Consider the following 22,917-nt stretch of genomic DNA (forward strand, 5'->3'; position numbering starts at 1 on the left):
GAGGCAAATCATGATTCGGTCCAGGGATGGCAAAGAGACGGCTCCCCTCCCCCGAGCATGCCGACACGCTTTCACTGAATGCGTTGCGCAGTCTTGTGTCCGGTCTGTTGGAGCGGTCGCAGCAGGCGGAAGCCCGGCTCGCGAAGCTCGAGGCCGACAACATCCAACTGCGCGAGGAAAACGCCGCCCTTCGGCTCGAGAACACCCGCCTGAAACTCGACAACCAGCTGCTGCGCGACGAGATCGCCCGACTGAAGAACCTGCCGCCGCGGCCGCCGTTTCGCTCATCCGGAATGGACAAGGCAACGGACGTTGCACTCGTCAGTAAGCCGGCGAGCAAGAAGAAGCCACGCGGCCCGAAGCTGGATGTGAAGCGGGTGAGCCGGCAGGAGATCCTGCGCGTCGATGCTCCTGATGGATCGCGCTTCAAGGGATACAGAAGCGTCTACGTTCGCGACCTGGTGCTCAAGGCGGAGCTCGTGCATTACCGTCGCGAATGCTGGGTGACCCCGAATGGAAAGACGGTGCTGGCAGCCTTGCCAGCGGGGATTACGGGTGGCTATGGCGCCAACCTCAGGCGGCTTTGCCTGATGCTTCATGCACAAGGGCAGGTGACGACCGGACGGCTGACGACATTGCTGAACGATATCGGTCTCGACATCTCCAAGCGTCAGATCGTGCGGCTTGTGACCAGGCAACTGGATGGCTTTGTTGCCGAGGATGCGGCGGTGCTGCATGCTGGTCTTGTATCGTCGCCTTATGTGACGGTCGACGACACTGGCGCGCGGCATTCCCATAATAACTATTACACCACACATATCGGCGGCCCGAATTTTACCGTCTTCCGAACGACAAAATCGAAGTCTCGGCTGAATTTCCTGTCGCTGCTGCGCGGCAATTACCAGGATTATGTGCTCAACGATGCCGCATTCGATTATCTGCAAGAGCGCCGTGGCGATCCAGTCATGGTCGCCGGACTTAGGACGTTTGAACCGCAGCGCTTCTGCAACCAGGTGCCGTTCATGACGCATCTGGCCGAAAAGGGCGTCGATATCTTCGATCGGCAGGACATTGGCACACTCGCTGAAGCCGGCCTTTGGGGCGCCATCCGTCACCACGGTCTGATGGGCAACATGGTGATCGTGTCCGACGACGCCGGCCAGTTCCGCGTCGGCAATCACGCGCTGTGTTGGGTCCATGCAGAACGCCTTCTGCAAAAGCTCATGCCGGCCACCGCCAAGGAAGAGCGGCGGCTCACGATGGTTCGCGATCTGGTCTGGCGTTTCTACAAGATGCTAAAAGCTTACAAGCAGAAACCTTCACCGCAGGCTGCCCCTGCCTTCCGACGACGGTTCGACCGGATCTTCGCCTTGCGCACCGGTTATGAGGCACTCGACAAGCTGCTTGAGCGGCTGCATCGAAGGAAGAACGAGTTGCTGAAGGTGCTCGAGCATCCCGGCATCCCGCTGCACACCAACGCATCGGAAAATGACCTGCGGACTTTCGTCACGAAACGAAAAATCTCCGGCGGTACGATGAGCCGCGACGGCCGGGTCGCGCGAGACATCATGCTCGGTCTGATGAAGACCTGCCAGAAGCTCGGGCTTTCTTTCTACCGCTATCTGGGAGACCGGCTTGGCCTGGGTAATGGAGATCGTCCCATCCCGCCTCTCTCGGCCACCATCCTCGCTCGGGCTTGAATGCTGTAACCGCCAGGGCTCACCAGCATTCAACGCTTTTGCCTGTCAAACCGGCAACGCCACCGAATGTGCCCCACTTACCCCATTTGCCACCTGAGAACCTCCGTCTGGTTTTGGCGAAGTCCGTGCGGTTACTTACATCACGATGGAAAACGGAAGCTTAAAGCCTATTTTCTTCCGCTATTGCTTCTCTCCGTCCAAACGTCATGTAGAGACCTTGAGGCCGAAGGGGGGAGCAGATCGTGCCGCCTCACTCTTCGACCAGTCCAACCTCGCAAGCGAGCTGGTAGAGGCATGCCTAGGCGATCATAGTCGGAGATTGCCGTCGATCGGCGTGGTGCCTCGGCGCCAAGCATCCTGCCGTCGCTCCTGGCCTCCAACCATCCAGATCTGCCCTCGGCGCAAGACCCAAAACGGGATGTAGGTGATGACCGCCAGATCTGCGGGCGATGATATCACCCGCCCTATTGACCATCGCCTGCCTAGATCCAGCAACCCCGTTTCCAATAAAGCCCCGTTGGTAGACGTTAAGCTTGCCAGTCATGTCGTCACGGACAGAACCGTTCTCGCACCGCTTTTGGATAAGCAACATTAGATGCTAGCCGGACCGGACACTCCGAGATCCGACACGGCTCTGGCATGACTCGCATCCGATCGGAGTGGGCGACCGTCACCTCCCCTTCTCTGTCTGGAATTGGATAGCAACACCAAGATCGCATACAGGTAACGCGTCGCGTCCAATGGATCCCGCCAGCGAATACCAACTGCGCGCGTCGCGCCAAACAGACAATGCGCACATTGACGCGAAGTTACATCATCGCCGTGCTGCCGCTCCAATCAAGACGGACGGGGCCAAGCATTCCTTACCATCGTCCATCAATCGGTTTGAGAACTCACAATCGGCATCGACGATCGCCCGCGCGAATGCCTGCGGCGCTTCCTGCGGCAGGTTATGGCCGATGCCGCCTTCGATGGTCCGGTGCGCATACTTGCCGGAGAGCTTGTTACGGCATGATGCGGGATCGAGTTGCGGCGCGCCGCTGGCGTCACCTTCCAGAGTGAACGTCGGCACGCTGATCACCAGCGCCATTGCCAGACGTTTCTCCAGATCATCATATTGCGGCTCGCCTTTCACCAACCCCAGCCGCCGATGGTAATTATCGATGACGATGCGACGTGATCCAGGTTGTTGAACACCGCGGCGATGCGGTCGAGCTGTGCATCATCGAGGTCCCGCTTCGGAGAGCCGTTCTGCGAGATCAACCTGGCAAAATCGCGTCGGCATTTATCGTAGCCCTCCTGCCCGCGTTCGGTGGCGACATAATACTGGCACCACCATTGAAGTTCGGCATTGAGCGGCAATAGCCTCCTGACTGCCGATCAGGTAGCCACTGACGGAGACCAGCGCCTTGCAATGTTCGGGCCAGAGCGCCGCCAGGATATTGGCCGTGCGTGCGCCCCGTTCAAACCGCCGAGGATCGCCTTCGGAATTTTCAGCGCGTCCATCAAGGCGAGGACATCGACGGCCACGACCGACTGCTGGCCGTTGCGCGCAGTCTCGCTGGAAAGAAAATGCGTCGGCCCATAGCCGCGCAGATAGGGAACGATCACGCGGCAGCCTCGTGATGCAAGCAACGGGACAACATCGACGAAGCTATGGATGTCATAAGGCCAGCCGTGCAACAGAACGACTGGAGCACCATCAGCTGGACCTGCCTCTGCATATCCGACAGTCAGCACGCCGGTATCAATCTGCTTCCGGGAAGCTAGTAACGCGCCGTCTCCGGATTTGACCGCCGGATTTGTCTCACTGGATTGAGCCAGGGCAGCGCCGGGCAAAGCGAGTTGACTGGCGGCGAGAACCGCAGCGGCAATATCAAAGAAGTGGCGGCGAGGGTTATTCATGTCTTCGGACGCTGATCTTTCTGCAACAAGCATGACGCTGCCCAGCAGAAAGACTTTCCCATGCTTTCGCCATACGTCCCGGCCGGACGGCTTTAGATGCAAACAAAGATCTCAGGCGCAGAGATATAATAGAGTGCGACCGGCCTTTTAACTACGTTCCGTGAGCCGAAGATCTACCCCGCCACACCGACCATGACCAATCGAAGTCAGTGACAATCGGAGGAAGACGGAGCATCATCCGACATCGGCAAATCGGGCCTCGTGGACCAAGACGTCGCCTCGCAAAGCCAATTCGCAGCGACCACCTATCTGACGAGCGTCGCCTGGTATAAAAGAATATAGACATCACAGGCCCCACCTGCGCTTCGACTGCCGAAGATGCAGATTGCGGCCGGCGTTCCCCGCGGGAACTCGCTTTCGATGACACACAATCGTCAGCACCGGACCGAAAGTTCCTCGCGGGGAACGCTGTTTTAGGCCTGGTTGCCACGAATCATAGAATCGGAGTACTTCTTAACTACGCAAAATGCCGGTAGTACCGCCAATCTGCGTAAGTAAAGAAACCAGTCATAAAAACCCAACCAAAAAGGCGCTTAGTAACGTGGCCAAAAATGGGAGAAAACCATGACCCGACATCTGAGCAGCCTCGCCTTCATGCAGACCTTCTCGGCGAAGCTCGATAGCGCATTGGGCAATCTCAGCCTAGCGCAATTTCCTCCGCATGCCCGTCGCACGATGCGCAAATTCAGCTCTTCCGAAGTTGCCACGCTGCTAAACGTGACCGAGGCCTATATCAGGCAGGTTTCGCTGAAGGAGCAAGGGCCGACGCCGGAAGTCGCCAATGGACGGCGGCTCTATTCGCTCGAACAGATCCTCGAATTGCGCATGCATCTGGCACAGAATGGCCGCAAGAAGTGGATGAACCCACGCAGGGTAGGCGAGGAGCAATGCCAGATCCTGGCCATTACCAATTTCAAGGGCGGCTCGAGCAAGACCTCCACCACTATCCATCTTGGCCACTATCTGGCCTTGAGAGGCTATCGCGTGCTGGCAGTTGATCTCGATCCACAGGCATCGTTGACCACTCTCCACGGCAGCCTGCCTGACTTCGACTACCGCGATGGCGATACGCTTTATTCCGCTATCCGCTTCGAAGATCCGCTCCCCACCGAGCAGGTTATTCACCAGACCCATATCGCCGGCTTCGACGTCATCTGCGCCGGACTGGAATTGACGGAATTCGAAACCGCCGTTGCGCTGGAAATGCGTAAATCCGGCGGCACCGGCTTCCTCTTGCGCGTATCGCAAGCTTTGGAGCAGGTCGCCGATCGCTACGACATCATTCTGATGGATTCAGCGCCGTCGCTGAACTTCCTCACCCTGTCGTCCCTGACCGCGGCGACAGGCGTCCTGATACCCGTTCCAGCACATATGCTCGATGTGGATTCCACGGCGAAGTTTCTCGAACTCGCCGGATCCTACATGCAGATCCTCGAACAGGTCGGCACATCCGCCCAGTGGGATTTCGCCAAGTTCCTGATCACCAAGTTCGAGCCGAATGATCACCCGCAAGCCAATATGACGGCACTGATGCGGCAGGTTTTCGGCGAAGACCTGTTGCTTAACTCGGTGATCAAATCGACCGCCGTTGCCGATGCCCTGACCTGGAAACAGAGCCTTTACGAGGTACAGCGGTCAAGATTCTCCGCTCCGAAAACCTATGACAGGGCGATTGAATCGATCAACGCAGCTAATGCTGAAATCGAAGAGCTTCTTTGGAGAGCATGGGGACGCGAATGAGCAGGAAAGATTCGAAAGGCATGTTTGCCAATGTCCTGGTCGGTCTCGGCCAGGATACAGCCTCCTTGCCGACGCCAACGACATCAACGTCACCGCATCTCCTGAAAGTCGCTGCCGGCGTTCGGCAGCTGCAGGAGCGCGGCGAACTTGCCGATAAGCTGCTGCAGGGTGCCGATCACATCATCCAGCTCGATGTGGACGCAGTTTTGCCGTCATCCATTCGGGATCGATTTGACGGTGCCTATGATGCCGACAGACTTCAGGATCTCGTTCAGTCCATGCGTGAGCATGGACAAACGACACCGGGTCTCGTTCGGCCGATGCCGGGCGAGGGTAGCAGGTTTCAGATCGTCTTCGGGCGTCGCCGTCTTGCTGCTGCAAAGCTTCTGGGCATCAAGTTCCGTGCCATCGTCCGCGATCTCACCGACGAACAGGCAATCGTCATTCAGGGCGAGGAAAACGCCAATCGAGACGACCTGTCCTTCATTGAAAAATGCGTCTTTGCCTTCAGCCAGGAAGAGGCAGGCTTCAAACGTGAGGTGATTTGCTCTTCGCTGGCAACCGGCAAGTCGCATGTTTCCGAAATGCTGCAGATCGCCAAAGTCTTCCCGAAGGAAGTTCTGACGCGCATCGGTGCAGCTCCGGAAACCGGCCGCCGGCGTTGGGCGCAACTGGCTGAACGCTGGAGCGCCAATGCCAAGGCCCAAACCGTTGTAGACCGGGTTCTGGAAGAACTAACCGTTCAGTCGCTGTCCAGCGATGACCGGTTCGTGGCGGTGTTGAATGCCGTTTCCAAGGCCGAGAACGCCCCCACAGCCCCTGCGGATCGCACTCAGGAGGTCGTTTCCAAAGGAATGACCCTTGCTCTCGTGAACTACGCCAAGGCGGGAACCAAGCTTACCTTCACGAAAGCCGTCCCAGACGATTTCGTGAATTATCTGCTGCGTCGAATGGAGGGATTGCACGAGGAATATCTCGATCAATCTCAACAGCCCGCGCAGAACAAGACCAAGCCGTAACAGGAGACTGAATAGCAAAAGAAAAAGGCCCCCGAACGTTGCCGTAGCGGAAGCCCTTCTCAGTATGTAGCAATACGAGAATCACATTTCCGCGAATCATAGTCAAGAGTCTTTGGCACCGTTTTTGGTGAGCGGCTTTCTTTTGCCTGGTGAAAGGTGAAGGAAATGGAGATGCATATCACGACGCCCTTCGGGCGGCGGTCGATGTCGCTCGCCTTGATGAGAAATCAGATCAAGGCAACTGCCATCAGACAAGGCAAAACTGTCGATAAGTGGCGGGTGTTTCGCGATGTCTGCGAAGCAAGACCCTTGCTGAACATTTCAGATCGCGCGCTGGCGGTTCTGAATGCTCTTCTGAGCTTCTATCCCGAGAAGGAACTCAGCGAAGACACCGGCCTGGTGGTCTTTCCGTCCAACAATCAGCTCACCGTACGGGCCCATGGCATTACCGGAACGACACTGCGACGGCATCTGGCTGCGTTGGTCGAGGCCGGCCTGATCCTTCGTAAGGATAGCCCGAACGGCAAGCGCTTCGCCCGTAAGGACGGGGCAGGGGCTGTCGAGGACGCCTATGGCTTCAATCTGGCCCCTTTGCTTGCCCGTTCCGAGGAGCTTGCGGATCTGGCTCAGCAGATAGCCGCCGAGCGAAAACATCTGCGACAGACCAAGGAGCGGCTTACAATCTGCCGCCGTGATGTTCGCAAGCTGATTAGCGCTGCGATCGAGGAGGGTGCTGCCGGTGACTGGCAAATGATCGAGACGCATTATCTGAGCTTGATCAGCACCTTGCCACGCACGGCGACGGTACGTGACATAGCCCCGATCGCCGAAGAAATGGAAATGCTGCGCCAGGAAATCATCAACCTTCTGGAAACACAGATGATTTCCGAAAAATCAGTTGCCAATGACGTTCAAAATGAGCGGCATATACAGAATTCAAATACCGAATCCCAAATAGAATCTGAACCATCCGATCACAGCACCCCCACCGCGAAACCAAATCAGCAAACCGAGCAAACCATCAAGCCCTTGCAACAGCCAACACAGGCCTACCCTTTGGCAACGGTGCTGCAAGCCTGCCCACAGATCGCCAATTACGGCCCTTCCGGAAGGATTGCCAGCTGGCGAGAGCTGATGACGGCATCTGTCGTGGTTCGAACCATGCTCGGCGTTACAGCCAGCGCCTATCAGGATGCTTGTGACACCATGGGAGCGGAGAATACAGCCACCATCATGGCCTGCCTTCTCGAGAAAGCGGAACATATCAACTCAGCTGGCGGTTATCTGCGCAATCTCACCACACGGGCCCGACGCGGTCAGTTCTCGCTCGGTCCCATGCTGATGGCCCAGATAAGAGGGCGTGACAGCGAGACAAGGAAGGCATCATGATCATCATCGTCGAAGGGATTAGTGCTGCGGTGAAGCCAATCTGGCGCCTTTCATTCACCTCCCAAGTTTCATATCAACGAAGGCTATCCGGCGCTCGTCGAAACAAGGATATCCATGCATATGGGGCTGCTTATCTCATCGAAGTATGAGCGTGATCCGGCTCAAAAAACTGTCACGATGGATGCTAGATGCCAGCCAAAGAGGATGGGGGCATCATTGTAATCGTAGCCATAGTGGAAATTAGCGCCGCTTTTGCTTCCGCTCTGAAAACTTATAGCGGAACTTCAAGCAGTTAGTGGCTGATCATTTTCGAAAACAAGAGCTAAAAAGGAGCAAATATCTAATCCAAATCTACTCAAATTCAGCTTCAGATGCAAGACGCTAGCAATATTCGATAGAGGCGCCGCCAATCACCTGGACTTCGTTGAGAAAAATATTCCTATATATTCTATAGAAATAGACATTACGGCTTTCACGCCCAGGTTCTCCTGCCCGTAGGGTAATCCCAACGTATAGACGGCGATGGCCGGGAAGAGGGGATGGATATGGGCGTGTTTCGTTCGGCGGTGATCGGTGTCGTCGCGGCTTTCGGTTTCGGGCTGGCATCGGCCCAAGCGGCTGATCTTTCCGAGATCAGGATCGACTGGGCGACCTACAACCCCGTTGGGCTTCTTCTTAAAAAGGAAGGGCTTCTCGAAAAGGAATTCGCCAAGGACAATATCAGCATCCGTTGGGTGCAGTCCGCAGGCTCGAACAAGGCGCTGGAATTCCTGAATGCCGGATCGATCGATTTTGGTTCGACGGCAGGTGCTGCTGCGCTGATCGCACGGGTCAACGGCAATCCGGTCAAATCGATCTATGTCTTCTCGCGCCCCGAATGGACAGCCCTGGTCACCCGCGCGGACAGTCCGATTTCCACCGTTCAGGATCTCAAGGGCAAGACGATCGCGGTGACCCGTGGGACCGATCCGCACATCTTTCTCGTTCGTGCCCTGGCGGATGCCGGGCTGAAGCAGACGGATGTGAAACTGGTGCTGTTACAGCATGCCGACGGCAAGCTCGCGCTTCTCCGCGGCGATGTTGATGCATGGGCTGGTCTTGATCCACTGATGGCCGCCGCCGAAGTGGAGGACAAGGCGAAGCTGTTTTATCGCAAGCCGGAAAACAATAGCTGGGGCGTGCTCAACACCACCGAGACCTTCGCCACCGAACATCCCGACATCGTCAAGCGCGTCATCGCCGCCTATGAACAGGCGCGGGCTGATGCGATCGCCAATCCCACCGCGTTGAAAGCGGCTCTGGTCGAAGCGGCGAAACTGCCGGACGAGGTGATCGCCAAGCAGCTCGAGCGCACGGATATCTCCCAGTCGACGATCGGCGATCCGCAGCGCGACACGATCTCGAAAGCGGGCCTTGCCTTGCAGAGCGCCGGTGTTCTTGCTGCGGATGTCGATATTCAGAAGGTCACGAACGAGCTGATCGACGACCGCTTCGCCGTCGGGAAAACGCAGTAAAGGCACTAAGCATCGTCATGGCGAACCTGGCAGAGACCGGTATCGACACGGAGACAAAGGCGTCGCGTTCAATCGCGGCGTCCGCGTTTTATAGAATAGGTGGTAAGGTGACGGTGGCCGTCATCCTGCCGGCCCTCGGGCTGCTGTTCTGGGAAGTCGCGGTTTCGGCCGGCTGGTTTTCCGGTCGTCTCATGCCGCCGCCGTCAAGGGTCGCGGCAACCCTGTGGGCGCTCTCGAAATCCGGCGAACTCTTTACCCACATCGGCATTACGACTGTCAGGGTATTCTTCGGATTTATCATCGGCACCGTGACGGCCACCATTGCCGGTGCCGTGACCGGATATTTCGGACTTGCGCGCCGGCTGATCGATCCATCCCTCCAGGCACTTCGTTCCATTCCATCGATCGCCTGGGTGCCCTTGTTCATTCTCTGGTTCGGGATTTTCGAAGCGTCGAAAGTGGCGCTGATTGCCGTCGGTGTCTTCTTTCCGATCTATCTCGGCGTATCGGGCGCCATCCTGTCGGTCGACCGCAAGATTGTCGAGGTCGGGCGCATTTTCCGGCTATCCGGGTTTGCTCTGGTGCGGCGGGTTATGCTGCCCGCCGTGCTTCCCGCCTATGTGACCGCCTTGCGATCCGGTCTCGGCCTCGGCTGGATGTTCGTTGTCGCGGCGGAGTTCATGGGCGCCTCGGAAGGGCTTGGCTATCTTCTCGTCGATGGGCAGCAGATGGGTAAACCCGATCAGATCATGGCCGCTATCATAACATTCGCGGTCATCGGCAAGTTGACGGACAGTCTGCTGCTGGCGGTGACGTCACCTTTCCTGACCTGGCAGGACAGCTACAGGCGGGAGGGGTGAGCCGATGCTGACGCTGCAAAATCTGGGAAAGACCTATGGAAATGGCGTGCGCGCGCTCGAAGGCTTCTCGCTCAAGCTGGAGCCAGGCGAGATCGTTGCCGTCATCGGCGGATCGGGTTGCGGCAAGAGTACGCTGCTGCGGCTGATCAGCGGTCTCGAAACTCCCACACGCGGAACGGTCGAGCTGAACGGCGAGCCGGTCATCAAGCCGCATCCGCTAATCAATCTCATTTTCCAGGAGCCCCGTCTTCTGCCCTGGCTGAGCGTTGCCAACAATGTCGGCTTCGGACTTGCCGAACTCGACGGCGATGATCGTCGTCATCGGGTTGAGGCCGCATTGAAGAAAGTCGGTCTGGCCGAACTCGGTCACCGCTGGCCAAAGGAACTGTCAGGCGGCCAAGCCCAGAGGGTGGCGATCGCCCGCGCACTGGTTACCCGGCCGGAGGTACTGCTTCTCGATGAGCCCTTCTCGGCTTTGGACGCTTTCACACGCGCCGACCTGCAGGACCACCTGCTCGACATATGGTCCGAGACCCGCCCCACGCTCATTCTCGTAACACATGACATCGACGAGTCGCTTGTTCTTGCCGACCGGATTATCGTCATGCGGCCGCGGCCGGGGCGTATTCTCGATGAGATCAACATCGACCTGCCAAGGAAACGCGATCGCGCGTCGGAGGCATTCGAGGTTGCCAAGAGACAGCTGCTTTTGTCACTGAACGCTTCGCTGCAGCCGTCTTAAGACATTACCTCACTGACGCTCTCTACCTCGACCTAGGGTTCGAGAACCTGACTGTCCGGTGACACACGATGCATCAACCGCATGGCAAGCAGGATCGCGCATAGCACCGTGATGACGGAACAGCCCAACCACAATGATGTTGGGCTGAAATGTGCGTAGATGAATGTGCCGATGGCCGGCGCCAAAATGCCGGCAGCGGCTTGAGCCGTGCGGTAGAAACTCATATAGGCGCCGCTTTTACCGCCGCTGCGCGCGGCCTGTCCCATGACCATGGCCATGATGGCGGGATAGAACATCAGCTGCCCTGATGTCAGCAGCAGGTAGAGAATGACCAGAGCGGCCACGCTCCCGCCGAGAGGCAGCGCCCCGAAGCTGACCGCTACGATCATCATCCCGATAAGTACCACGGTCATATGGTTTCTCGATTTGGCCCAACGGCTCACCGGCAGTATGGCGGCTGCAAAAACGAAATGTCCCAATGTCAGGAGGTTCCCATATTCCTCCGGCGTCATGCCGTAATAGGACGTCACGAAAAGAGGCAGGGTGGAAGAGGTCTGGCGCCCCACCATGTCGAGCACGCAGGCCGCCAGGCACAGGAGGATGAATTCCATATTTCTATAGGGCAATCCCGCAGGCTTCGATGTATCCGCCTCTACAGAGGGAGCGGCATGATGCGGTGCCGATCTGTCCAGGAAAACAAACACGGCAATGGCCGCGACGACAGATGTAAGGCCATCGACGAAGAATATCAGGCTTGGTTGACGCGCATATAAATGTCCCGCCATCGCCGCGGCCATGCCGGCGCCGACATTAATAGCCACGACATAGACCGCATAGGCTTGCGAACGCTCCTCTTCCGGACACAGGCGAACCACGCAGGCGTCATAGGCTGGCCGAAATGCACCATTTGCAAATGCCATGATCGCGACAGCAGCACCGATCGACATGGTGTCGCTGAGGGCGGGCATGAGAAACAGGGTGGCGGCACTGACGAGAAAGCTCAGGATCAGGACGTTCTCCGAGCCCATCCGATCGCTGGCATGACCTCCGGACCACGCGCCCAAAATGCTGCCGAGCCCAAAAGTGGTGAGGATGATCCCCGCCGTCTCAATGGACAGCCCGACGGCACTCGTCAGGTAGAGCACCAGAAATGGCGTCACCATGAAGCCGAGAAAGTTCACAAAGGCGATGGCAGACAGCAGCCACAATTGTCGGGGGAGTTTTGGTATCATGGTTCTCCAAGCGATGCCGCCGACACGATGGTTTGGCCAATGCGTTACGGCCACTGTCGGCAGGCTCTTCTCTTTCGATGAGACGGCCCGCTGAACACAAGCAATTGTGGGTTAAGGCAGAGGGCAGAATGGCGCACAGATATTGCGTTGGCCATCCCCCGATTCATGGTGAATTTGAGCCTGATGAACGCCTTTGGACGGAATGGAAACCAGTCGCACGAAATGTCCAGCCGAACTCTTTCTGAAGTCTGATGCTTTGCCTGTTTCAAACGAAGCGATGGTGAGTAGCAGGGGCAACAACGCCGGCAGCGTATCAACCACAGGTTCGGGCAAGCCAATCTGACTAGACTGCTCTTTGCCGGGCGGTGGATTTCAATACCGTTAGTTCTTTCAGAGCCTGGCCAGACGGGCGGTACCAGCCTTCGAGGTGCTGGACTTTTTTGTATTCGCTAACGCAAGAGTTCTCACATATGACTTCGATCGTTTCCTCCCTGAGCACCAATCAGATCAGGTCGCTTTCCACAGCAGCGGTTGCGGCTTGGACGACGGAAGACGTGGCGTCGCTTTCCACAAAACAGATCAATGTGCTTTCGTCAGCTCAGATCGCAGCGTTGGACACGGAAGATGTCGAGGTCCTCAGCTCCCAGCAGCTAAGCGCTATTTCACAAACTGCCATCGTTGGTTTGACGATGGATCAATTGGCAGTTCTGACGGCGTCTGACATCGAAAGCCTGAGCTCGCTGCAGATCGCGGCGATCACCACCACGCAGATCGGTGCCTTGACGACGGATCAGGCGGAAGCCTTGAGCTCGTCGCAAGTCGGTGCCCTTAGCTCATCGCAACTCGCAGCTTTAAGCGCGGATGATATCGCCACCTTCTCGACCGACGATGTGGCGGCAATCACCAACAAGGCGGTATCAGGCCTATCCACGGCCTCTATCGCAACCCTCTCGACGGCGCAGATCGCTGCGTTGGGCACGTCCAGCATTGCGAGCCTGACCACCACCCAGGTCGCCGCCCTGAGTACGGCGCAGATTGCCGCCTTGACGACGACCCAGGCCGCCGCTCTCAAAGCAGTGCAAATTGCGGTCATGGACACGAAGGGTATCGCAGCGCTTTCCACCGCGCAGATTGCCGCTCTCAGCACGAGTGCGGTCGCGAGCTTGACGACTAGCCAGATCAATACCCTGAGCACAACGCAGGCAGAGGCGCTGTCCTCCTCGCAGGTGAAGGTGTTGAACTCGACCCAGATTGCGGCTCTGGGAACGGATGATATTGCCACCTTCTCGACCGACGAGATCGCGGCGATCACCAGCAAAGCCATACCAGGCTTGGGCACGAGCCTTCTTGCGGCTCTCTCGACGGAGCAGATTGCGGCCCTGAGCACGAGTGCGGTCACTGGTCTGACGACGACCCAGATCGAAGCCCTGAGTACAGAGCAGGTTGCCGCCTTGACGGTGACCCAGCTCGGTGCCCTCAAGGCATCGCAGGTTACCGTCATGGGCACCAACGATATCGCCGCGCTTTCCGCCGCGCAGGTTGCGGCCCTCAGCAAGGCCGCGATCGCTGGTCTGACGACCAGCCAGATCGTCGCTCTGAGCACAGAGCAGGTCGCCGCCTTGACGTCGACCCAGCTCGGCGCCCTCAAGGCATCGCAAGTCGCGGTGATGGGCACCAGCGATATCGCCGCGCTTTCCACAGTGCAGGTTGCAGCCTTGGGTACGAGCGCCATTACCGGCCTGACGACCAGTCAGATCGATGCCCTGAGCACGGCGCAGGCGGAGGCTTTGACGACGATCCAGGTCGCGGTGCTGACTTCGACCCAGATCGCCGCGCTGGGGACGGATGACATCGCCACCTTCTCGACCGCCGATATCGCGGCGATCACGAGCAGGGCCGTAGCGGGCTTGGGCACAGTCGCCATCGCAGCCCTCTCGACGGATCAGATTGCCGCGCTGAGCAAGGCCGGTCTTGCGGGCCTGACGACGGATCAGATTGCCTCCTTGAGCACGGCGCAGGCCGAAGCGTTGAAGACGACGCAGATCATTGTGCTGAGTTCCAAGCAGATTGCAGTTCTGGGAACGGACATTGTTTCATCCCTTTCCACAGCGCAGGTTGCCGCTCTAAGCACCTCCGCCATTACCGGCCTGACCACCGACCAGATCGCTGCCCTGACCACGGCGCAGGCGGAAGCCTTGTCCGCCTCGCAGGTAAAAGCGCTGACTTCGACCCAGATTGCCGTTCTGGGAGCCGATGATATCGCCACCTTCTCGACCGCCGACATGGCGGCGATCACCAGCAAAGCCATTTCGGGCTTGAGCACGGCCGCTATCGCAGCCCTCTCGACGGATCAGATTGCGGCCCTGAACACCAGCGCGGTTGCAGGCCTGACGACGACCCAGATCGCCGCCCTCTCGACGGATCAGACGAGCGCCCTGAACACGCGTATCGTCGCGGGCCTGACGACCGGGCAGATCGTGGCTCTGAGTACGACGCAGATTGCGGCCTTGACGACGACCCAGCTTGCCGCCCTCAAGGCATCGCAGGTCGCGGTGATGGGCACCAACGATATCGCGGTGCTTTCCACTGTACAGGTTGCAGCTCTGGGCACGAGTGCGATCGCAGGCCTGACGACCAGCCAGATCGATGCCCTGACCACGGCGCAGGCAGAGGCCTTGACGACGGCTCAGGTGAAAGTGCTGAGCTCGACCCAGATTGCCGCGCTGGGGACGGATGATATCGCCACCTTCTCGACCGATGATATCGCGGCGATCACCAGCAAAGCCATGTCTGGCTTGAGCGCTAGCCAGATCGCGGCCCTGTCGACGGGCCAGATTGCGGTCCTAAGCACGAGTGCGATCGCTGGTCTGACGACCAGCCAGATGGCAGCCCTCACTACCCTCCAAGCGGCGGCCTTGACGACGACCCAGGTGGCGGTGCTGAGCTCGACGCAGCTTTCCGCGCTGGGAACGGATGACATCGCCACCTTCTCGACCGCCGATATCGCGGCGATCACCAGCAAAGCCATATCGGGCTTGAGCACGAGCCTTGTCGCAGAACTTTCCACCGCACAGATCGCGGCCTTGGGCACGAGCGCCATCACCGGCCTGACGACCAGCCAGATCGCAAGCCTGAGTAGCGGCCAGCTTGCTGCTTTAAACACCGCAAAAGTCGCTATGCTGAGTTCGACGCAGGTCGCTGCCCTCGGCACGGATGTTGTCGCATCCCTGTCCACGACACAGGTCGCCGCCCTGAGTGTCGCCGGCATCGCGGGTCTGACCACCGACCAGATCGCCGCCCTGAGAACAACGCAGCTTGAGGCCTTGACGACGACCCAGGCGGCAGCGCTGAGCTCAACGCAGCTTTCCGCGCTCGGGACGGATGACATCGCCACGTTCTCGAGCGCCGATATAGCGGCGATCACCGGCAAAGCCATAGCCGGCCTGAGCACGGCCGTCATCGCAGCTCTTTCGACCGGGCAGATCGCAGCCTTGAGCTCCGCCGGCGTCGTCGGTCTGACCACCGACCAGATCGCCTCGCTGAGCACGGCGCAAATTGCCGCCTTGACCACCGCTCGCGTAGGGGTGCTGCGCGCAACGCAAGTCGCCGCCCTGGGAACGGAAGTTGTTGCATCGCTTTCCACCGCACAGATCGCGGCTCTGAGCACGGCCGGCATCGCGGGTCTGACCACCGACCAGATCGATACCCTGAGCACGGCACAGGCCGAGGCCTTGACGACGGCTCAGGTCGCAGCCCTGAGCTCGACGCAGATTGCCGCTCTGGAGACGGATGACATCGCCACTTTCTCGACCGCCGATATCGCGGCGATCACCAGCAAGGCCATACCGGGCCTGAGTACGGACATCATTGCCGCTCTCTCGACGGATCAGCTCGCGGCCCTCGGCACGGCCGGCATAGCAGGCCTGACCACCACACAGATCGACGCCATGAGCAGCGGTCAAGTTGCGACCCTGCTCACCAAGCAGATTGCGGCGTTGAGTTCAACGCAAGTCGCGGCCCTCGGTACGGATATTATCGCATCTCTTTCCACCGCGCAGATCGCCGCCCTGAGTGCGGTCGGTGTCGCGGGTCTGACGACCAACCAGATCGCCGCCCTCAGCACCGCGCAGGCCGAGTCCCTGACAACGGCCCAGGTCGCCGTGCTGAGCTCGACCCAGATCAACGCCCTGGGCGCCGATGACATAGCGACATTCTCGACAGCGGATATCGCGGCGATCACCAGCAAGGCCATGTCGGGTCTAAGCACGACCGTTATTGCAACCCTCTCGACCGATCAAATCGCCGCCTTGAGCGCATCCGGCGTTGCGGGTCTGACCACCAGCCAGATCGCTGCCCTGAGCACGGCGCAAATCGCCGCCGTGACCACCGCACGGGTTGCGGCGCTGAATTCAACCCAGATTGCTGTCTTGAGCACAGCTGTTATCGCCGCTCTGTCGACCGCGCAGGTCGCCGCGCTGAGCACATCCGGCATTGCGGGCCTGACCACGGACCAGATCGTCGCCCTCAGCACGGCGCAGGCGGAGGCATTGACGACGACGCAGGTCGCAGCGCTGAATTCAACCCAGATTGCTGCTCTGGAGACAGGTGATTTAGCGACTTTCTCGACCAAGGATATCGCGGCGATCGGCTCGAGCGCCATATCGGGGTTGTCCACGGCGGTTATAGCGACCCTCTCGACGGATCAGATCGCGGCCCTGAGCACGGCCGGCATTGCCGGTCTCTCGACTGAACAGATCAATGCCCTGAGCACAGGTCAAATCGACGCCTTGCTGACCAAGCAGGTCGCGGCGTTGAGTTCGACGCAGGTCGCTGCTCTCAGCACGGGCCTTCTCGCTGCCCTGTCCACCACGCAGATTGCCGCCTTGAGCATCTCCGGCATTGCCGGCCTTTCCACCAAACAGATTGCCGCCCTCAGCACCGGCCAGGCCGAGGCTTTGACGGCCACTCAGGTCGGCGCTCTCAGTTCCAAACAGGTTGGAGCTTTGAGTACGGCGGACATAGCGACCTTCTCGACCAAGGACATCGCGGCCATCGGTTCGAGCGTCATATCGGGACTATCCACGGCTGTGATAGCAAGCCTCTCGACCGCGCAGATCGCGGCTTTGAGCGCAGCTGGCATTACCGGCCTTTCAACCGCTCAGATCGTGGCCCTGAGCACCGGCCAGCTCGATGCCTTGACCACCGCTCAGATCGCGGCTCTCAATTCCACGCAGCTTGCGGCGATGGATGCGGAGGACATGGCGACGTTCTCGACCAAGGACATCGCGGCGCTTGGTTCGAGTGCCGTATCGGGATTGTCCACGGCTGTCATAGCAACCCTCTCGACGGATCAGATCGCGGCCCTGAGCACGGCCGGCATTGCCGGTCTTTCCACCAAGCAGATTGTCGCCCTCAGCACCGGTCAGGCTGAGGCATTGACGACGATCCAAGTCGGGGCACTCAGTTCCACGCAGCTTGCAGCTCTGGACACGGACGACATAGCCACCTTCTCCACCGCCGATATCGCGGCGATCGGCTCAAGCGCCGTATCGGGATTGTCTACGGCTGTCATAGCCGCTCTCTCGACCGGGCAGGTCGCGGCCTTGAGCACAGCCGGCGTTGTCGGCTTTTCCACCAAGCAGATCGCCGCCCTGAACACCGGCCAGATCGACGCCTTGCTGACCAAGCAGGTTGCGGTCCTTGGTTCGACGCAGGTCGCCGCCCTGAATACAGCTGTTGTTGCTTCCCTTTCTACCGCGCAACTTGCCGCGCTGAGCACGTCAGGGATCACCGGCCTTTCCACTGCGCAGATCGCTACCCTGGGCACGGGTCAGGCCGCGGCCCTTTCGACAGCCCAGATCGGCGCGCTTGGTTCCAAGCAGGTTGCTGCCCTGACGACCGCCGACATCGCGGCTCTCTCGACCACGCAGATCGCGGCTCTGAGTTCGGTTGGCATTGCGGGTCTGAGCGCCACGCAGATTGCTGCATTGAGCACCGACCAGGCCGAGGCCCTCACAACGACGCAGGTCGCGGTGCTGAGCTCGACCCAGATTGCGGCTCTGGGGAAGGACCAACTCGAGACGTTCTCGACCGCCGACATCGCGGCGATCAGCTCGAGTGCGATAACGGGATTGTCCACGGATACGCTGGCGGCCTTTTCGACGGCGCAAATCGCGGCCCTCGGCACGGCCGGCATTGCGGGCCTTTCCACCACACAGATTGTGGCTCTCAGCACCGGCCAGCTTGAGGCCTTGACGACCGCCCAGGTCGGTGCACTTGGTTCCAAGCAGATTGCTGCCTTGACGACTGCCGACATCGCGGCCCTGTCGACCACGCAAGTCGCGGCCCTGAGTACGGCCGGCATTGCGGGCCTGTCGACCGCGCAGATCGCGGCTCTGAGTACCGATCAGGCTGAGGCGCTGACGACGCCCCAGGTTGCCGTACTGAACTCGACCCAAATTGCGGCCCTGGGGACGGACCAACTCGAGACCTTCTCGACCGCCGACATCGCGGCGATCAGCTCGAGCGCCATACAGGGATTGTCGACGGGCACGATAACAGCGCTTTCGACAGACCAGATCGCCGTGTTGGGAACGGCCGGCATTGCGGGCCTGACCACCGCCCAGATTGGCGCCTTGAGCACCGACCAGCTCGAAGCCCTGACCACCGCCCAGATTGGCGCGCTTGGTTCCAAGCAGATTGCAGTTCTGAGCACCACAGGCATTGCGGGCCTGTCGACCGCGCAGATCGCGGCCCTGAGCACCTCGGGGATTGCCGGCCTGACCACCGACCAGATTGCCGCCTTGAGTACCAACCAGGCCGAGGCCCTGACACCGACCCAGGTCGGTGCGCTCAGTTCCAAGCAGATTGCGGCCCTCGGGGCAGACGATCTTGACACGTTCTCGACCGCCGATATCGCGGCGATCAGTTCGACCGCCATATCGGGATTGTCCACGGACACGATAGCAGGTCTGTCGACCTTGCAGATTGCGGCCCTGGGCACGGCCGGCATTGCAGGTCTCACCACTGCGCAGATCGCCGTATTGAGCTCTGACCAGGTTGACGCCTTGACGACGGCGCAGATCAGCGCCCTCAGTTCCAAGCAGATTGCAATCCTGACGACCGCCGATATCGTGGCGTTTTCGACCGCCGATATCGCAGCCATCAGCTCGGACGCCATATCGGGACTGCCCACGGCCACTATTGCCGCCCTGTCGACTGTGCAGATTGCCGCCCTGAGCACGGCCGGCGTTGCGGGCCTCACCACCGCACAGATCGCAGCCCTGAATGCCGACAAGGTCGAGGCGCTGACGACGGCGCAGATCGGTGCGCTTAGTTCCAAGCAGGTTGCCGTCCTGAGTGCCGCCGATATCGCGGCCCTGTCGACTGCGCAGGTTGCCGCCCTGAGCACGGCTGGCGTCGCAGGCCTGAGCAGCGCTCAGGTCGGCGCATTGAGCATTGAGCAGGTTGAAGCTCTTTCCGCCACCCAGATTGCCGCCTTGACGTCGACTGGCGTCGCGGGCCTGACCACGGCTGACCTGGCAACATTCTCGGCCGCCGATATTGCCGCGATCAGCTCAAGTGCCATACAGGGATTGTCCACGGCCTTTGTCTCGTCGCTTTCCACAGCCGAGATCGCCGCTCTGGGCACGACCAGCATTGCCGGTCTGAGCAGCCTCCAGGTCGCGGCCCTCAGCACCGAGCAGATCGAAGCACTGTCCACCGCCCAGATTGCCGCTTTGAGTTCGGCCGGCTTGGCGGGCCTGAGTGCGGATGATCTGGGAACTTTCTCGACCGCCGAACTTGTGGCGATCAGCGCGAATTCCATAGGAGGATTGTCGACGGCCTTCATCGCCGCGCTCTCCAAAGACCAGATCGCCGTATTGACAACGAGCCAAGTCGCTTCGCTGGGTTACAACCAAGTGGCGGCCTTGAGCACCAGCCAAATCGCCGCCTTGTCGACGTCGCAGCTTGGCGCGCTCAACGCAGTACAGCTTGCCGGGCTGGATGCCGCCGATCTCGCTACCTTCTCGACCGATAGAATTGTTGCCCTGAATTCGAGCGCGATCGCCGGATTGACCACCAGCGCCATCGCCAGCTTGACGACGGCGCAGGCCGAGGCTCTGACTTCGAGCCAGGTCAGCGGTCTGACCTCGGCGCAGGTTGCCGCACTGACCACGGAGGAGTTGGCGACCTTCTCGACCGACGATATCGCATCGTTCAGTTCAACCGGCGTGGCAGGCTTGTCGACGCAAGATATTGCGAGCCTGTCGAGCGAACAATTGAGCACCCTGATGAAATCCCAGATGGGACATCTGAGTTCGGACCAGATAGCGGCGGTTATTTCGCGTTACGTGGGTGCCTGATCTCAGCGTCTGACCAATTGTGGTCTCAACGAAGCCGGACGGCGTCTCCAAAACGAAGGGGCGCCGTTTGACATTCATCCGGGTCGCGTTGGAAAATTTGCCGGGGCTATGATGCGAGCATGTAGCACAAGCGCCCAAATCATCGCGAGGATTGCGCAGCTCTTCCCGGCATCATCCCAGGCTACACGAAATCTGTTGATGGCCGGCAAGGTCCCTGCTGATTTCAAGAGGCAGGCGCGTGACATGCCTAGAGCAAGCTAGCACAGTTAATGACCGGCACAACGCCGGTCGTTAATTCGTGGGATGTCCATGGTCACCAATGATGCATTAGCTCCAGCTCCTGTCCCGTCTCTTGCCGGAATTCTGGAGCTTGCGCGCACCCAGCGCCTTTCCTTCACGGATTTGTTTCAATTCGCCGAAAGTCGAAGCGCTGCCGGACAAAAACTCGAGGCGGCAGAGGTTTACAAAGTCTGGATCGCGTTCAACGAGAACCATCCCTTCCTGCATCTCGTCTATTTCAATTATTCGGTGACCTTGCGGCAGTGGGGCGATGTTGCGGGATCGATTCATGCGTTGCGCGCTTGCCTGAAACTCGATCCGCGCTTTGGGCCGGCACACATCAATCTTGGACGGGCGCTGGAAGACAGCGGTATTGCCACACAGGCAATTCTGCAATGGCGCAGTTTCGTGGAGTTGACCGCGGAGAGCACGCCCGATCGGCTTACCCATCGCCTCCTGGCGCTCCAGCACATTGGCCGCGTCATGGAAAATGCGGGTCTTCTGGAGGATGCGGAAACCACTCTGTGGCAAGCGATGGAACAGCGGCCCGACAAGACCGAGGCTGGGCAACATTGGAGCGCGCTGCGCCAGCGCCAGTGCAAGTGGCCGACGCTGGTCTCGTCGGACCATGTCTCCGCCCGCCAGCTGCTCGATGCCATGTCGCCGCTGACGCTCGCCTGCTTTTCCGACGATCCATTGTTCCAGCTCGCCAAAGCCTACCGCTACAACAAGTCCTTCGTCGGACGTCCGGATACCAGCGGCTTTACGCGCAAGGCGCCGAAGCAGAAGACCGGAACCGGCCAGCGCCTTCGCGTCGGCTATGTTTCCTCGGATCTGCGCGACCATGCAGTCGGCTTTGCGCTGAGGGAAATGCTGGAGCTGCATGACAAGCGGAGCGTTGAAATCTACGCCTATTATTGTGGTGAGCCCGTGGAAAGGGATGCGACGCAGGCGCGCATGAAGGCCGCCGTCGATTGCTGGCGCGATATTGGCGCACTTAGCGATGCGGACGCTGCAAGGCAGATTGCCGACGACGACATCGATATTCTCGTCGATGTAAATGGATATACCAAGCACGCCCGGACGAAGATCTTCGCCTATCGCCCCGCGCCGGTCGTCGTCAACTTTTGCGGCTATCCGGGTACGATGGGCAGCCCGTTCCATCACTATATCATCGCGGACGAACACATCATCCCGCCTGAGAACGAGATCTATTTTTCGGAAAAAGTGCTGCGGATTGCCTGCGATCAGCCAATCGATCGCAAAAGGGTGATCGCCGAAAAGCCGTCACGCGCGGAGGCCGGGTTGCCGGAAGGTGTTTTCGTCTTTGCCTGCTTCAACGGCATGCAGAAGATCACGCAGGAAACCTTTGCACACTGGATGAAAATCCTTCTCACGACGCCCGGCAGCGTGCTTTGGCTGCTCACCGGAGGCGACGACGTGGATCAACGTCTAGGGAAGGCGGCGGAGAATGCCGGTGTTGCGCCGGAACGTCTCATTTTTGCGCCCAAGGCGCCGAATGCGAAGCATCTTGCCCGGATCGCGCTCGCCGATCTGTTCCTCGACACGTTTCCCTATGGCGCGCATTCAACCGCAGGCGATGCCCTAACCATGGGGCTGCCTGTTCTGACATTCCCCGGCAAGAGCTTTGCGGCCCGCTTCTGCCACAGCATCGTTGCCGCCGCCGGCGTGCCGGAGCTGATCTGCCCGGACCCGCAGACTTACATCGAAAAAGCAATTGGTTTTGCGAACAACCCCAGAAGCCTGAGGGAAATCCGCGAATCCTTGCAGGCGAAACGAGAGACTTCCGTCCTGCGCGATATTCCGGCTCTCGCCCGCCGCCTTGAAGAGCTTTTCTGGCAAATGCAGGCGGAATGCGAACGCGGCGAAACGCCGGTGCCGGATCTGAGCAATCTCGACATCTACTACGACATCGGGCTGGACCTGGTTCAGGACAATATAGCGTTTTCGGACGATGAGGCCTACAGGCAGGCCTACCGCGACAAGCTGGCCGAATGGCATGACTATGCGCCAGTTCCGTATGACAGCCGGCTGTGGACGCAGGAAGCCACCGGCTCAACAGCACGCGCAATCGGAAAGAGCTGATCGGG

The 22,917-nt window shown here is 59.5% G+C and carries 11 protein-coding genes and 1 pseudogene; 10 read left to right on the forward strand and 2 right to left on the reverse strand.

Features of this window, described 5'->3' with window-relative positions:
• Positions 1–26 precede the first annotated feature (26 nt).
• On the forward strand, positions 27–1,700 hold the full coding sequence (locus HB780_RS12975) for an IS66 family transposase (RefSeq protein WP_183686308.1): 1,674 nt from the start codon (positions 27–29) through the stop codon (positions 1,698–1,700).
• A gap of 898 nt (positions 1,701–2,598) precedes the next feature.
• Here HB780_RS12975 and HB780_RS12980 read toward each other — a convergent pair.
• A pseudogene (locus HB780_RS12980) lies at positions 2,599–3,638 on the reverse strand (alpha/beta fold hydrolase); the annotation flags it as partial.
• 591 nt (positions 3,639–4,229) lie between these two features.
• Here HB780_RS12980 and repA point away from each other — a divergent pair.
• From repA to HB780_RS13015, 7 genes are all read left to right on the forward strand, one after another.
• Complete coding sequence (repA, locus tag HB780_RS12985; protein WP_183688307.1) at positions 4,230–5,405, forward strand: plasmid partitioning protein RepA; 1,176 nt, start codon at positions 4,230–4,232, stop codon at positions 5,403–5,405.
• Entirely contained in the window at positions 5,402–6,424 is a 1,023-nt protein-coding gene (gene repB / locus HB780_RS12990) for a plasmid partitioning protein RepB (RefSeq protein WP_183688309.1), read from the forward strand. The genes repA and repB overlap by 4 nt, the downstream gene beginning before the upstream one ends.
• Positions 6,425–6,595: 171 nt before the next feature.
• The gene (gene repC, locus HB780_RS12995) at positions 6,596–7,813 is read left to right on the forward strand and encodes a plasmid replication protein RepC (RefSeq protein WP_435693863.1); all 1,218 of its coding nucleotides are present in this window, start codon (positions 6,596–6,598) and stop codon (positions 7,811–7,813) included.
• Positions 7,810–7,962 carry a hypothetical protein gene (locus HB780_RS13000; RefSeq protein ID WP_183688313.1) on the forward strand — a complete coding sequence of 51 codons (153 nt, stop codon included), beginning with the start codon at positions 7,810–7,812 and terminating at the stop codon, positions 7,960–7,962. The genes repC and HB780_RS13000 overlap by 4 nt, the downstream gene beginning before the upstream one ends.
• A gap of 396 nt (positions 7,963–8,358) precedes the next feature.
• Entirely contained in the window at positions 8,359–9,327 is a 969-nt protein-coding gene (locus tag HB780_RS13005; RefSeq protein WP_183688315.1) for an aliphatic sulfonate ABC transporter substrate-binding protein, read from the forward strand.
• Positions 9,328–9,344: 17 nt separating this feature from the next.
• A complete protein-coding gene (locus tag HB780_RS13010) occupies positions 9,345–10,187 on the forward strand; it encodes an ABC transporter permease (RefSeq protein ID WP_183688317.1) in 843 nt (280 codons plus the stop codon).
• 4 nt (positions 10,188–10,191) lie between these two features.
• Complete coding sequence (locus tag HB780_RS13015) at positions 10,192–10,929, forward strand: ABC transporter ATP-binding protein (protein WP_183688319.1); 738 nt, start codon at positions 10,192–10,194, stop codon at positions 10,927–10,929.
• Positions 10,930–10,961: 32 nt separating this feature from the next.
• Here the strand turns inward: HB780_RS13015 and HB780_RS13020 are convergent, their stop codons facing one another.
• Positions 10,962–12,161, reverse strand: a complete 1,200-nt coding sequence (locus HB780_RS13020; RefSeq protein WP_183688321.1) for an MFS transporter — start codon at positions 12,159–12,161, stop codon at positions 10,962–10,964.
• Positions 12,162–12,631: 470 nt separating this feature from the next.
• On the opposite strand from HB780_RS13020, the gene HB780_RS13025 reads away from it, so the two are divergent.
• On the forward strand, positions 12,632–20,527 hold the full coding sequence (locus HB780_RS13025; RefSeq protein ID WP_183688323.1) for a beta strand repeat-containing protein: 7,896 nt from the start codon (positions 12,632–12,634) through the stop codon (positions 20,525–20,527).
• A gap of 309 nt (positions 20,528–20,836) precedes the next feature.
• On the forward strand, positions 20,837–22,912 hold the full coding sequence (locus HB780_RS13030) for an O-linked N-acetylglucosamine transferase, SPINDLY family protein (protein ID WP_183688325.1): 2,076 nt from the start codon (positions 20,837–20,839) through the stop codon (positions 22,910–22,912).
• Positions 22,913–22,917 lie beyond the last annotated feature (5 nt).

This window comes from Rhizobium lusitanum, from assembly GCF_014189535.1.
GTDB classification, from domain to species: Bacteria; Pseudomonadota; Alphaproteobacteria; order Rhizobiales; family Rhizobiaceae; genus Rhizobium; species Rhizobium lusitanum_C.